Source organism: Flagellimonas rhodophyticola (assembly GCF_049332665.1).
Classification (GTDB): domain Bacteria; phylum Bacteroidota; class Bacteroidia; order Flavobacteriales; family Flavobacteriaceae; genus Flagellimonas.
In genome coordinates, this window is record NZ_CP186326.1 from 2340466 (window position 1) to 2354519 (window position 14054).

General features: G+C 38.0%; 15 protein-coding genes and 1 tRNA gene. 6 read left to right on the plus strand and 10 right to left on the minus strand.

Annotated features, from left to right (window positions below):
- Positions 1–224 precede the first annotated feature (224 nt).
- A complete protein-coding gene (locus tag ACOKFG_RS10450; RefSeq protein ID WP_422861188.1) occupies positions 225–533 on the plus strand; it encodes a hypothetical protein in 309 nt (102 codons plus the stop codon).
- Between the two features lie 74 nt (positions 534–607).
- Here ACOKFG_RS10450 and ACOKFG_RS10455 read toward each other — a convergent pair.
- Positions 608–681, minus strand: a tRNA-Met gene (locus tag ACOKFG_RS10455).
- A 134-nt stretch (positions 682–815) separates the two neighbouring features.
- Here ACOKFG_RS10455 and ACOKFG_RS10460 point away from each other — a divergent pair.
- Positions 816–1199 carry an START-like domain-containing protein gene (locus ACOKFG_RS10460; protein WP_298789356.1) on the plus strand — a complete coding sequence of 128 codons (384 nt, stop codon included), beginning with the start codon at positions 816–818 and terminating at the stop codon, positions 1197–1199.
- A gap of 54 nt (positions 1200–1253) precedes the next feature.
- Positions 1254–2099 (plus strand): aminotransferase class IV, encoded by an 846-nt coding sequence (locus ACOKFG_RS10465; protein WP_422861189.1) that lies wholly within the window; start codon positions 1254–1256, stop codon positions 2097–2099.
- Positions 2100–2102: 3 nt separating this feature from the next.
- Here ACOKFG_RS10465 and ACOKFG_RS10470 read toward each other — a convergent pair whose 3' ends face one another.
- The 5 genes from ACOKFG_RS10470 to ACOKFG_RS10490 form a co-directional block, all read right to left on the minus strand.
- Complete coding sequence (locus ACOKFG_RS10470) at positions 2103–2663, minus strand: YqgE/AlgH family protein (protein WP_422862190.1); 561 nt, start codon at positions 2661–2663, stop codon at positions 2103–2105.
- A gap of 120 nt (positions 2664–2783) precedes the next feature.
- Positions 2784–3056: an HU family DNA-binding protein gene (locus tag ACOKFG_RS10475; protein ID WP_073176939.1), complete on the minus strand. Its 273-nt coding sequence runs from the start codon at positions 3054–3056 to the stop codon at positions 2784–2786.
- A gap of 176 nt (positions 3057–3232) precedes the next feature.
- Positions 3233–4198: a methionyl-tRNA formyltransferase gene (gene fmt / locus ACOKFG_RS10480; protein WP_422861190.1), complete on the minus strand. Its 966-nt coding sequence runs from the start codon at positions 4196–4198 to the stop codon at positions 3233–3235.
- Positions 4179–6065: a RecQ family ATP-dependent DNA helicase gene (locus ACOKFG_RS10485; protein WP_422861191.1), complete on the minus strand. Its 1887-nt coding sequence runs from the start codon at positions 6063–6065 to the stop codon at positions 4179–4181. Before ACOKFG_RS10485 ends, fmt begins: the two co-directional genes overlap by 20 nt.
- Positions 6065–6628 (minus strand): AAA family ATPase, encoded by a 564-nt coding sequence (locus ACOKFG_RS10490; RefSeq protein ID WP_422861192.1) that lies wholly within the window; start codon positions 6626–6628, stop codon positions 6065–6067. The genes ACOKFG_RS10485 and ACOKFG_RS10490 overlap by 1 nt, the downstream gene beginning before the upstream one ends.
- A gap of 88 nt (positions 6629–6716) precedes the next feature.
- On the opposite strand from ACOKFG_RS10490, the gene ACOKFG_RS10495 reads away from it, so the two are divergent.
- The 3 genes from ACOKFG_RS10495 to murA all read left to right on the plus strand — a co-directional run bounded on the left by ACOKFG_RS10495 (position 6717) and on the right by murA (position 9064).
- Complete coding sequence (locus tag ACOKFG_RS10495) at positions 6717–7004, plus strand: DUF493 family protein (protein ID WP_298789361.1); 288 nt, start codon at positions 6717–6719, stop codon at positions 7002–7004.
- Between the two features lie 83 nt (positions 7005–7087).
- On the plus strand, positions 7088–7741 hold the full coding sequence (locus tag ACOKFG_RS10500; protein WP_298789362.1) for a DUF4290 domain-containing protein: 654 nt from the start codon (positions 7088–7090) through the stop codon (positions 7739–7741).
- Between the two features lie 15 nt (positions 7742–7756).
- Positions 7757–9064, plus strand: coding sequence for a UDP-N-acetylglucosamine 1-carboxyvinyltransferase (gene murA / locus ACOKFG_RS10505; RefSeq protein ID WP_422861193.1), 1308 nt, complete (start codon positions 7757–7759; stop codon positions 9062–9064).
- 69 nt (positions 9065–9133) lie between these two features.
- Here murA and ACOKFG_RS10510 read toward each other — a convergent pair whose 3' ends face one another.
- The 4 genes from ACOKFG_RS10510 to ACOKFG_RS10525 form a co-directional block, all read right to left on the minus strand.
- A complete protein-coding gene (locus ACOKFG_RS10510; protein WP_298789364.1) occupies positions 9134–10000 on the minus strand; it encodes a polysaccharide deacetylase family protein in 867 nt (288 codons plus the stop codon).
- Positions 10001–10009: 9 nt separating this feature from the next.
- The gene (locus ACOKFG_RS10515; RefSeq protein ID WP_298789365.1) at positions 10010–11983 is read right to left on the minus strand and encodes a tetratricopeptide repeat protein; all 1974 of its coding nucleotides are present in this window, start codon (positions 11981–11983) and stop codon (positions 10010–10012) included.
- A 163-nt stretch (positions 11984–12146) separates the two neighbouring features.
- Positions 12147–13151 carry a pirin family protein gene (locus tag ACOKFG_RS10520; protein WP_299485052.1) on the minus strand — a complete coding sequence of 335 codons (1005 nt, stop codon included), beginning with the start codon at positions 13149–13151 and terminating at the stop codon, positions 12147–12149.
- A gap of 2 nt (positions 13152–13153) precedes the next feature.
- Positions 13154–14038, minus strand: a complete 885-nt coding sequence (locus tag ACOKFG_RS10525) for a VOC family protein (protein WP_299485054.1) — start codon at positions 14036–14038, stop codon at positions 13154–13156.
- Positions 14039–14054 lie beyond the last annotated feature (16 nt).

The following is a 14054-nucleotide window of genomic DNA, read 5'->3' on the forward strand; positions in this document are numbered from 1 at the left end:
TCAAACAAAACTTCAATGTTCATAACTTTTTTCCTACAATTTTATATCTAATAGTTATATCTAAAATTCCCCCCATCACCCCATTGACTGGTGGCATTCTATTACTTGCCTCGATAATATGGCATTGGTTCTTGTCATTAATACAACATTAACATTTTAAACGAAACCTCCTCAAGTTGACTCCGTAGGTAAGGCAAATCATTAATAATTAAAAACAAAAACAGATGAAAAAAACAACTAAACTATTGATTGGTCTTGGAGTTTTGGCCTTTACGGGCTTACTACTTGTTTCCGCCGATCATATTGATGCCCCGTCTTCGATGGGCACTACTGCGGACATAGCTGATTTCTATGCTTTTGAACCTAGCACAGATTCGGACAATACCGTTTTTGTGGTTGATGTGCAGTCAAACGTTCTTCCTGAACTCGCCTATGGCACTTTTGACGAAGATGTCCTTATCGAAAGCAACATTGATCTTGATGACGATTTGGTAGAGAATAGGAAAGATATTCCAAAGCAAAAACCTGCTTAATAAAACAATGTTTAGTTCTAATTATTCAAATAGAAATAAAAAACCCTAACCGTGAATCAGTTAGGGAATTGTTGTAGCGAGAGGGAGACTTGAACTCCCGACCTCAGGGTTATGAATCCTGCGCTCTAACCACCTGAGCTACCTCGCCATGGGTGTTTTTGCGGGTGCAAATATAAAGTTTAATTTTTGCCGAATCAAAATTCGTATTAATTTATTATTTGATATTTATTTTTATATCTTCCCGATTATTAAAAATGTCGAAAGGAAAAACCGATCATAAGAATGAGTGATAAGATTAAATTTGAAATAGAGTTCGTTATTCAGGCTTCACCACAGTTGCTTTATCAATACATTTCCACACCTTCAGGCCTATCAGAATGGTACGCCGATAATGTCAATTCACGTAGTGAGACATTTATTTTTATTTGGGACGGAGCTGAGGAAAATGCTACAATGCTGAAAAAGAAGAGTGATGAATTCGTGAAATTTGCTTGGGAAGAAAATGATGATGACAGCTATTTCGAGATGCGCATAATTGTAGATGAAATTACTAAAGATGTATCCCTTTTTATCACAGATTTTGCTGATGAAGATGAGGTTGATGAGGCCAAAATGTTATGGGAAAACCAAGTTTCGGACCTAAAACAAGTTCTAGGTTCAAAATAGTGGCATTCTCAACTAAAACGTATATTTGATCCCGATAAAAATCGGGATTTTTTTATGGTCAATTTCAACGGAGACATATCTTCTAACGATAAAGCATTCCTATCTTATGATAACAGAGGATTAAAATATGGAGATGCCCTTTTTGAAACGTTACGTTGTGTGAATGGCACCTTGTTTTTTTGGGAAGACCATTACTTTAGGTTAATGGCGTCCATGCGTATTTTGCGTATGGAGATTCCGATGAATTTCACCTTGGAATTTTTGGAAGAGGAGATTATTAAAACGGTCAGCGAAAACAACCTAATCAATAGTCCAGCAAGAGTTCGCATAACAGTTTTTCGAGATAGTGGAGGTCTATATAGCCCTACAACGAATGAAATATCTTATTTGATTGAAGTTGATGCAATGCATTCGCCTTTCTATCTAGCTCAAGATGAGGCTTATGAAGTAGAATTATTCAAGGATTACTATGTAAACAAGGATATGTTGTCCAATCTAAAGACTACCGATAAGATTCTGAATGTGGTAGCAAGTGTTTATGCCAAAGAAAATGGTTATCACAATTGCTTGTTGATCAACACCGACAAAAATGTTGTGGAAGCCATCAACGGAAATTTGTTTCTAGTAAAAGATGGAAAGGTTAAGACACCACCTTTGAGTGATGGTAGTTTGGATGGCATTGTAAGAAAAAAACTTTTGGAAATCCTGACATCTCTTGAGGAAACAGATGTAATCGAAGAATCTATTTCACCATTCGAGCTTCAAAAGGCGGACGAACTTTTTATCACCAATAGTATCCTAGGAATCGTTCCAATAACAAAATATCGTAAAAAAGAATTCCAAACAGATTTCAGCAAAAGTCTTGTTGGAAAGTTGAATGCAAGAGCCAGAGTAGGCTAGGTGCTAATTGAGCGAAGGGTTTTCTGGAGCGTTTGACCATAATAGATAATCCCCGCCCAATTCCAACATCTTTTCTTTCCAAAAGGCATTGGAAGATTTTTCCAAAATACTGCTCTCGTACTCGTTTTGGACCACAATCCATGACTTTGAGGAAAGCTCCTGATCTAATTGGCTGGAATCCCATCCAGAATAACCCAAGAAAAAGCGGATATCCTGTTCACTGATGGTTTTATTATTGATCAGCTCAATGGTTTTTTCAAAATTACCTCCCCAAAAAATACCATCCGAAATTTCAATGCTGTCATGAATCAAATGTGGCACTTTGTGTATAAAGTATAGATTGTCCTGCTCAACAGGCCCTCCATTAAACACCTTGAAAGGAACAGTGATTTCTGAGATAAGATCATCAATGGTATATTCCAAAGGCTTGTTTAATATAAAGCCAACGGAACCTTCATGATTGTGTTCAGCAATTAAAACAACAGACCGGCTAAAAGAAACGTCGCCAGAGAGCGTCGGCTCTGCAACCAGTAATTTTCCTTTTGTCGGCTTGTCACTTACCATATCCATGATTCTTATTACTAAATGTAATATATTATATGTTATTTACAAAACCTTGGATTGGTGCCAAATAAAAAAGCACTTCCGTTAGGAAGTGCTTCTATATATCAAAAAAACTATTGATTAGTTTACTGAACCACTCAATTCAGCACCTGCTTTGAACTTTACTACGTTCTTAGCTGCTATCTTGATGGTTTGCCCGGTCTGAGGATTTCTACCTTCTCTTGCATTTCTTCTAGATACTGACCAAGAACCAAAACCTACTAAAGAAACTCTGTTTCCTTTTTTAAGAGATCCTTCTACATTTCCCAAGAAAGATTCCAATGCTTTTTTTGCCGCTGCTTTTGTGATGCCTGCATCAGCTGCCATAGCATCGATTAATTCTGTTTTGTTCATAATGGAATTAAATTAATTGTTGTTAAAATAATTTTAATGCTCAACAAATTTATACGGATTTGCGTGCAACGCAAGTAAAACCAAGGGAAATCCAGCTTTTTGTTGATAACTTGAAAAGTTTGTTGATAAAGTCGAAAAAAAATAGGGGCATTTGTTAGCCTAGTGTTAGCAAGGGTTTAGCGAAGATGAGCGGATTTTTCAAGATTTAACCCATTCAAAACCTGTTTGATATCCATTTTTCTCTTACCTGGAAATTGCACTTCCAAAAGATATAGATAACCACCCTTAACGGCAACTTTCATTTCTTTTTTATCCCAAAACAACTTACCGATTGAATGGTCGTGTTCGACACTTTCTTTTTTGGTATGGTATATTTTGATGGTTTCTTCCTTTCCATCATTTATTAAAAAAGACCACGCAGCAGGATAGGGACTTAGTCCTCTTATATGATTATGGATTTGCTCCATAGAAGCATTCCAATCTATTTTACATGTTGTTTTATAGATTTTATGCGCAGGTTTCAGGTCTTCGGATTCTGCTTGTATTTCTGTGGGAACCGTACCCGCTTCAATTTGCTGGCAAGTTTCAACCACTAACAGAGCTCCAACTTCCTTCAATCTATTATGCAACGCTTCTGCGTTGTCCTCGGGCAGAATCTTTACTCTTTTTTGCTGTATAATTTTCCCAGTATCAATTTTATCATCAATAAAGAATGTGGTGACACCTGTTTCCGTTTCTCCATTTATAATGGCCCAATTTATGGGAGCCGCACCTCTATATTGTGGAAGCAATGAAGCATGAAGATTAAATGTGCCATATTCTGGCATTTGCCAAACAGCTTTAGGTAGCATCCGAAAGGCCACAACCACCTGCAAGTTGGCCTCGAGACTTTTAAGTTCCTTTAAAAAGTCTACATCTTTTAAATTGGTTGGCTGTAATACCTTTAATTTGTGTTTCTCCGCATACTGCTTTACAGCTGATGCCTGCATTTTTCTTCCACGTCCGGCAGGCCTATCTGGAGCTGTAATTACTCCAACTACATTGAAACCTGCTTCCAAAATACTGTGAAGGCTTCCCACCGCAAACTCTGGTGTACCCATAAAAACAATGCGTAAGGTATTTTTAGACGGCGGTGTATTCATTTCTATAATTAATTTGTATCAATTCCTCCTCCATTAATTCCTGTAGAGACTCCAAAACCACTGTTTCTTCCAACTTGGTCACTTCTACAAGTTGTCGTGATGTACGGGGCTTGTCCTTTATAAATCCTAGGAGGATGTCTCTAGAAGAATCCGTTGCATGTGTTATTCCTGTACAAATATCGCATACTCCGCATTTATTATTGATATGCTCACCGAAGTAATTTAGAACATATGCGCTTCGACAGGTTACAGTATTTTCAACATACCCCAACATTGCGGCTAAACTATGCTCTTTAACTTTGTTTAAATCTTGAATACGCCTTCCGAAAGGGTTTATAGTCCGGTCATCTTCCCTTGGCACCAGGAACGTTACTTCAATATCACTCGATACGCACTTGTAATCAACAATACTGTCAGCGTGTAGTTGTTGCAGGACTGTTTTGATCTGTTTTTCGGATGCGCCAGCTTTCTTTGAAATCAAATTTAGATTGATTTTGGTATCATATTCGGTAATTCCACCATAAGTGCGCAATATGGTTTGAATTATACGAGCCGAGTTTCGATGCTTTTCCAAGTAATTGAAAATCCCTTCTTTATTCGATATGAATCGTAAAGTGGTACGTTCATTGTAATTTTCGGAAAGGGCCAATACAGAATTCTGATCCAAAATTCGCAACCCATGATATGTCATATTTGGATTAAGCTCGTAGCGTTCGCAAAATGTATTGAACTCGAATTCCAAGACTTCCTGCACCCATTCACCATATGGAATTTGAAAGTAATTGTTTAGTTGACGATATAATTTTTTTACAAATGGGACATCTGGTAAATGAGCTAAAAATTGTTGTTTTGCTCTTTCCTTGTCCTCTTCAGATGTAAGTAAGATAGCCAAGGACGGCTTTCCATCTCTTCCTGCTCTTCCTGCTTCTTGATAGTAACTTTCCAAACTATCAGGAATTTGATAATGAACTACCAATCTTACATTGGGTTTATCCACTCCCATACCAAAGGCATTGGTAGCCACCATGATATGGACATCCTCTTTCAACCAAGCACTTAATCGGTTCTCTTTATCAGCTTTTGAAATTCCCCCATGAAAAAAAGTTGCCTTAAATCCGTTCTTATTTAAATAATCAGAAAGAAAAATGGTCATTCTGCGTGACCTCACATATATAATAGTACTTCCCGAAGCGGCACTAACAATACTCTTTAAATGGTACAGTTTATCCTCCGAAGATTTTACTTTGAATGTAATGTTAGAGCGGGAAAAGGAATCTTTGAAGACCTTAGGTTCGTTAAGTTGAAGGTTTTCCATAATATCTTTTACTACCTTTTCGGTGGCGGTGGCTGTAAGTGCTATCATCGGAGCATTGGGAGCCAATTCTTTTAATATTGAACAATCCAAATAAGCAGGTCTAAAATCATTACCCCATTGCGAAATACAATGCGCTTCATCAATAGCAACAAGATTTACGTTCATCTCACGTATCCTTTCTTGAATCATTGTTTGTTGCAATCGTTCTGGAGATAGGTATAAGAACTTGTAATTGCCATAGACACAATTATCAAGAAGGTTGCTGAGTTCTTCAAAGGAAATACCTCCCGTTAAAGCAACAGCTTTGATTCCTCGAGATTTTAATTGATGCACTTGATCCTGAATCAAGGCAACCAGTGGTGAAACTACAATGCACAGTCCTTCATTGGCCAATGCGGGCACCTGATAGCATAAGGATTTGCCGCCACCAGTAGGCATTAACGCCAAAACATCCTCCCCTTGGATAATGTTGTCTATGACTTTTTGTTGAGAACCTCTGAACTCGGGATATCCCCAATATTCTTTTAGAATGTTTTTGGTTGTTTGTTGCACTACATCTTATTAAGTGTTTCCAATACAAAAGACACTCTTTCAACCACAGGTTTTTTAGGAATAAGAATGGGATGATATCCGAATTGGATATAGGTATGCATCAAGGCATCATGAATTTTTTGTGCCTCGTCAAAAGTTTCTAATCGCTCATTATCGGAAACGTAGATTTCCTTCCATGGAGGTGCAATAAAAATAGCATCGTATTTATGTGCTTCACAGGCTGAGGTAAATTCATGATCATATTCTTGATTAAAAAAATCCATATAGGCCAGTACATCCGGGATTCCACGATCAAATACGTTTATGGAAGCTTCGGACGAAAGTGAATCTTTAAAATGATTGGCCCTACCGTACAATAGATCCTTATTAAATTGAAGCGCATCGTCCACAAAGACCAAAGGGTTTGAAACCATTTTTTCAGGGTCACCATCCATTTTTGCTTTGGAGGTCATGTCTCGAATGATTTCATGGAAACAATGGTGTCCTTTTTGTTCCAGGCCATTTACAATGGAAGTTTTTCCTGTTCCTGGGGCTCCGGTAATAACAACTTTGGTATTGCTCAAATAAAAATGTTTTGCACTACAAAGTAATGAAATAGGAGGAAGGAAAAAAAATTGTGCACTATCCCATATATTTGTATAAAATAGTAGCATGGAGAAGGAGAATCCGGAAGAATTTTATGCAAGACTCAAGGAACAGTTGTTGGAGAACACCAAATGGCCATCGAACTACTTATACAAGTTTATTGTTCCTACGGATAACGAGCGTATTAGTCAAATCAACAATATTTTTAACAATACTGGAGCTGTTATCGAATCGAAGAAGTCCAAAAAAGGGACATATACCAGTATTTCCATCACGGTTCACTTACAAAACCCTGATGAAGTAATTGCGAAGTATAAGGAAGTATCTAAGGTTGAAGGAGTAATTTCCCTTTAGAAGGGCTGATTGACATAATTTTCTTAATTTGCATGCGTTATCGGATAGACTTCCCGATAATTTAATTTCATAAACACTTTAGTTTGAATTTAGTAGAAAACTTAGAATATAATACGGAGCGTCCTAAACTCCACATTCCCGAATATGGAAGGCATTTCCAAAAAATGGTGGATCATGCTGTTTCTATTGCTGATCGCGAAGAACGGAACAAGGTAGCCAAATCCATTATTAGTGTCATGGGAAATCTGCAACCACATTTGCGTGATGTACCGGATTTTCAACATAAATTATGGGATCAATTGTTTATCATGTCCGACTTTAAGTTGGATGTGGATTCACCATTCCCCATTACCTCCAAAGAGGTATTGCAACAGCGTCCCGAACCACTTGAATATCCACAGAACCATCCTAAGTATAGATTCTATGGAAATAACATTAAAAGGATGATTGATGTTGCCATAAAATGGGAAAAGGGTGATATGCGATCTGGTTTGGAGTATGCCATTGCTAACCACATGAAAAAATGCTACTTAAATTGGAACAAGGATACTGTTGAAGATTCAGCAATTTTTGCCCATTTGAAAGAGTTGAGTGATGGAGAGATAGATTTGGCCCCACATGGTGAAAACCTTACTGATAGCGGACAGTTTCTTAAAAACCGTTTAGCCAAATCCAATAGAAATGGCAGTAATAATAAGAAAGGACAACGAAACTACAAGGGTAAAAAAAGATACTAAATTCCGAAGGAATTCATGGGAACATTTCGAATAGAGGGTGGTCGCCAATTACATGGTGAAATTACTCCCCAAGGAGCAAAGAACGAAGCACTTCAAATTCTTTGTGCCGTATTGCTTTCATCAGATAAAATAACAATAAATAACATACCTGACATCATCGATGTCAACAAGCTAATTGCTTTACTCGAAGATTTAGGGGTTAAAATCCAGAAAAAAGGGAAAGGCTCCTACACCTTTAAAGCTGATGACGTTAACTTGGATTACCTGCAATCAGACCAGTTCAAGCAAGATGGACGAGGTCTTAGGGGGTCCATTATGTTAGTGGGACCGCTGCTGGCACGATTTGGAAAAGGGTACATTCCCAAGCCAGGAGGAGACAAGATTGGAAGAAGAAGATTGGATACCCACTTTGAGGGCTTTATTAAATTGGGCGCTAAGTTCAGATACAATAAGGAAGAGTATTTCTATGGGGTAGAGGCCAAAAAGCTTAAGGGTACCTACATGCTATTGGATGAAGCTTCTGTGACCGGAACCGCAAACATTGTTATGGCTGCCGTACTTGCTGAGGGTACCACAACGATTTACAATGCTGCTTGCGAACCCTATCTACAGCAATTATGCAAGATGCTGAACAGAATGGGCGCAAAGATTTCCGGAATTGGTTCTAATCTCCTTACCATTGAAGGAGTAGAATCTTTAGGTGGCACGGAGCATACCATGTTACCAGATATGATTGAAATTGGCAGCTGGATAGGTTTGGCTGCAATGACAAAAAGTGAACTTACCATTAAAAATGTCAGTTGGGATGATTTAGGTCAGATTCCAAACGCATTTCAAAAATTGGGAATCAAACTTGAACGAAAAGGTGACGATATCTATATTCCTAAGCATGAAAATGGCTACGAGGTACAAAACTACATCGACGGTTCCATATTGACCATAGCCGATGCACCTTGGCCGGGATTGACCCCAGACTTATTGAGTATTTTATTGGTAGTGTCCATTCAGGCAAAAGGAGAGGTAGTTATTCATCAGAAAATGTTTGAAAGTAGGCTCTTCTTTGTCGATAAATTAATTGATATGGGTGCCAAGATTATTCTATGCGACCCACACCGCGCCACGGTCATAGGTCATAATTTTAAATCGACCCTCAAAGCCACAACCATGGTTTCACCTGATATTCGAGCTGGAGTGTCATTACTTATCGCAGCCTTATCGGCCAAAGGAACTTCCACTATCAATAATATTGAACAAATAGACAGGGGTTACGAGAATATTGATGAGCGATTACGAGCTATAGGTGCCAGTATTGTGCGTGTCTAATAGTGCTGTACGTTATTGAAAATATCTTATTAAGAATGGGGGGATGGGACAGCAACAAATCCTTGATTTTCACTGATTCATGACGCTACCGACATCTTTCCAGGTTACCAACTGCGCACCACTTTTTTCTAGTTGAGATCTAAGCCTCTCGCTTGTAAAAGCATCAAAATCAATTTGTCGCCATTCGGACCCAAAGTTGGGGTGATTTATTGTAACTCCTTGCATTTCAGCATCATCAAATGCCGGATGGATTAGAATGATGTTCAATCCCGACACCAGTTCATCAAAAACGTTGTGATAATACTCTAGAAGCTTGCCTTTTTCAAAGTATTCAAAGTTGCCAAAATGCACTTTATCAACTAGTAAATCATTTCGGGCAATATTTTCATCGGCTTCCAAACCTGCCATTTCCATTAGCTCATCGTTTAGCAGAACTGGCAAGTTGTATTTTTCTCCCAACTCCTTATAAATTTGCAAAAATTCAGGTTTTGCACCAATACTGTACATGTGGGAATCTAGGTGGGTAGGTTTCAATCCATAGTTCAGGGCTTTCTCTATTTGAGCGGTAAGTTCCTTTCTGACTTCTTCAGCTATGGCATTATTTCTAACCCCATCCCTGTTTTTAAAAAAATGTCCGTTTTCATCTACTAAACTGGAAACTTCAGAAATGGGCAAAACTGGACCGAATTTGTAATTCTCCCATTCACATGTTAAGGTCAAATGAACGCCGTTGTCTAAATCAGGATTATTTTTTGCAAAAACGGAAGCCTCATAAAACCAAGGGCAGGGAACCATAATGCTATACGAATTCACTATACCTTTTTGGAGGGCCTCAAACGTCGCTCTATTCTCTGAATGACATAGGCCAGCATCATCAGCATGTATGATAAGCAATTTTTCATCTTCTTGAAAACCCAATCTTCTGGATAAATTCATTCTGTAATTCTAATTTTTAGGTATCAAAATGGTGACTCTTGTACCTGTAACGGTTCCGTCATTTAAGCTCTTAATATTTATCAATTCTTCGGCAGATAGCCTTTTTAATTTTTCGATTCTTTCTGCTGTGATTGACATTCCCCTAGAGGGCATATTTGGTCTTTTGTTTGTGGTCTTTGCATTTATTCCGACACCATTGTCTTCAATTATACATTCCACATATTTCATTTTGTCATTAAAGGTTATTGAAAGCTCTTTCTTTCCTTCTTTGGGCATGAGCCCATGTAGTATGGCATTTTCCGCATAGGGTTGCACTAGGAGCATGGGCATCTCATGCTCATTAATATCCAGATTTTCATCAATCGTAATATTATAACTGAATGCATTGTCAAAACGTAATGACTCCAATTCCAAATATATTTTAAGAAGTTCAATTTCCTCTTTGAGCACCAAATTGATGTTGACCGAACTCTCAAGTACCTGCCGAAGTAGTTTCGAGAATTTGGAAAGGTATTTTAGGGCATTAATCCTATCATCAGAATTGATAAGATGTTGAATTGAATTTAAAGAGTTGAAGATGAAATGTGGATTCATTTGGGCACGTAGCATCTGCTTCTCCAATTTAAGGTTCATTTCCTGAATGACTTCCTTTTGCTCGGAAATCAATTGGTTTTTATCCTGCAACAGGATATTGGCCCTTTTTTTGGTCCTAAACCTAAAGTAGAGCAGTCCGGCAGATAACAACAACAAGAATGCAATAATGGAAAGGTAGAGCATTCTTTTATTGTTGAGTGCTACCCTTGTGTTCAGCAGTGCTAGTTCTAGCTCATTTTCCTTTATTTCCTTATCCTTAAGATATACCTCATGTTGTATCTGCAGGTTTTGTATTTCCCTGACCTTTGTCTCATTAAGCAGACTGTCCTTATACACCATGGTCTGGTTCAGATGATAAATGGCCCTGGGCAGTTGACCCGACTCTTGAAATATGGTATAGGCCAGTTCATGGGCATCGCTTTTTTGTTTATAGGGTCCTGCCATGTTTGTGAGCGATTCCAAGTTCTGGTTGGAATAATTAATGGCATCATCATATCTTTTTTGATGTAGCCTAAGTTCAGCAAGGCGATAATAAGCCTCAGCAATCTCCTGTTGTAAGGAAAGCTCTTTTGCAAGTTGAAGGGATTTCAAGAAATAGTCCTCGGCCAATTGCCATTTCTTGAGATTTAAATAGCAAGCACCAGCATTGGCGTATTGTAACGCCAGACGTGTCTTTTCTCCCTGTTCTTCATAGTAGGCAATAGCCGCCAAAAATTTATCCAATGCAGTTTTATAGTCTTTATTATCAAAATCTATAACTGCTAGATTAGACAAAACAGAATTTTCATAATGTGCCCGTTCAGCTTCAGGTGCTACTTCAAGTGCTTTATGATAACTTTCTATGGCTTTATCCTGTTGATCCATTAAATCATATAAAATCCCCAAATTTATATATGTGTCTGATTTATCAGTATCCAGTTGAAGTGAATCTGCAAGTTTTAAATCCTTTAGGTAGTATTCTTGGCTTGTTGAATAATCTCCAATACGTTTGTAAACAATGCCCAATGAACCATAATTCATACTTATATCCTCAAATTCGTTGTGTTCCTCAGCTAAAGAAAGAGATTGTTTAAAATAACTTAGGGATTCAGCATAATTACCGGCCATGCCATTGCTTACGCCAATAGCATACATACCCTTGATTTCTCCACGCTTGTAGTCAATCTCTTTTGATTTTTCGATACTCTGTTTATAGAGTTGAATAGCCTTTTGCGGATTAGTTTGTCTTGTATAGTTACCCTGCCAACGTATCAAATTGACCATGGTGGTATCATCGGCAGTCTTCATGAGGTTCTTAAGACTGTCGATTTTTTGTGTTTGGGCAGAACAAATACTTGAAACCAGCAATATGGTTGTTAAGACTTTGAATAGGAGTGAAAACGACCTCATAAAAAGTAGTATTTCAAATAGGTACTATTAAACTTAAACATTATCCCTATTAAAATGAGGTTTCTGGGAAAAGATGTATAAAACTAATTATTAACTATGCAGGCAAACAATTTAATTTCTACCCTGATAGAATTCCGCAAAAATTCGAATTAGAAATTCATGTCTAACCCTTTTGTTCCAATGTGCCATCCGGATACAATGCAAAACGCCCTTTTGCCTTGTCATGTACATTATCGGGGTAGGGCCAAGGCCAACCGCCAAATTGTGTCAATCGGTATTCCTCCATGGCTTGCTGTATTTCTTCTTCCGAATTCATTACAAAAGGACCATATTTGGCAACAGGTTCGTCAATGGGCTTCCCTTGTAACAATAAAAAGTGAGCTTTCTTAGCTCCAATTTTGATAGAAGTATCCTGTGACGGATCCAACGCTATACCATAATTTGGGTTTACTTTTTGATTACCAATCTGTATTTCTTCACCTTCATAGAAATAAAGTGTCCGAGTCACCAAAGTATTAGAGCTTGGCAATGTATATTCGGAATTCGCTTCTATATGGATGTTCCAAATGGCCACTTCATTTTCAGCTTTGGCGGCCCAAGAGTTTGGCGCTGGATCATTGGCTTGACGACCTTTATAATTTCCAGCAATTACTTTAATCTGGGCATTATCTTCATTGATCACGGGGATATCTTCATGCCACAACATTTTAAAATGGGGTTCAACAAACTTATCCACTTTGGGCAAGTTCAACCAAATTTGAAACAATTCTAAAGGATTGTCATTTTCGGTGTTGAGCAATGGGAACATCTCAGAATGTTGTACCCCACGCCCTGCAGTCATCCATTGTACATCTCCCTCGCCAAAACGTCCAGCCGCTCCCAGAGAATCGGAATGGTCACAGTAACCTTTGTTTACAATAGTAATGGTTTCAAACCCTCTGTGGGGATGGTATGGAAAACCTGGAATGGTTTGTCCGTGGTACATGCGCCATCCATCTTTTATAGTAAAATCGTTACCCATATTTCTCCCTTTGAGTAATTCAGGATTCGGTCCCATTTGTTCATTGCCCTCAGGATAGTGGTCTAAATGATAAACACAGAATAAAAAGGGGTCTTGGGTCTGCCATGGAAAACCTAATGGGAATGTTTGAAGAACAGGGTCGAGCATATTTAATGTTTTGCCGTATTAATTTCAATCCAGTAACCTTCGGGATCCTGAATGTAAATTTGTTTTACACCATCAGCTCTATCGGTTACGGAACCTTTATTGCCTGGCCAATCGTAAAAATCAATGTTTTTGGACACCAATCGCTCTATTAAACTTTCCAAATCACTCACTGCCAAACACAGATGCATACTTTTGTTTTTCTCGAATTCCGCGAAATCCTTTTTAATCAAATGCAGTTGTGAGTTGCCGTACATATTGAACCACCTAAAACCAGGTTTGTTCTCGGGGTGCGGAATTTCTTCAAATCCAAAAACTTCCCTGTAGAAGTCACCTGTTTTCATCAAATTGGTCACCACTAATGATTGATGATCGAAGGTAAAGTTGAATTGTGATTGTTTCTTTGAAACGAATTGAGTTTTTAGGTAAACTTGTTTCCATTCCCCATTTTCAAAATTACCTACCGTAAAATTATAGCTGTTTTCGTCAACAAATTCCCAATAATCAGTGACTACAGATTCTCCGTAGGAATACGTATAAATGATATCTTTCCCCTTTGTCTTGACTGTGCCCTCGGTGGTTCCTCCAAAAATATCGAACTCCCAAAACCTTATGGTATTACTTTCCTTATCAAATTTCCGGATTCCATGGTTCCTATCACCATAAGTAGTTTGCTTTTGATTGGTAAAACCTTTTGATTTGGAAATAATCAGAGCACCTTCCAAGTCATATTGAAAGGTTATTTCTTGTTTGAATTTAGTGCCATTTCCCCAATCTCCTTCTGCAAACCAGGTTTTCCCGATTAGATTTTCAAATACTGAAAGCGGTTCTTGTCCTTGGCCTTGGAGAAAAACACCCAAGGCCAAAAACAATACTATTTTTTTTATCATTTTCTAATTATTATGC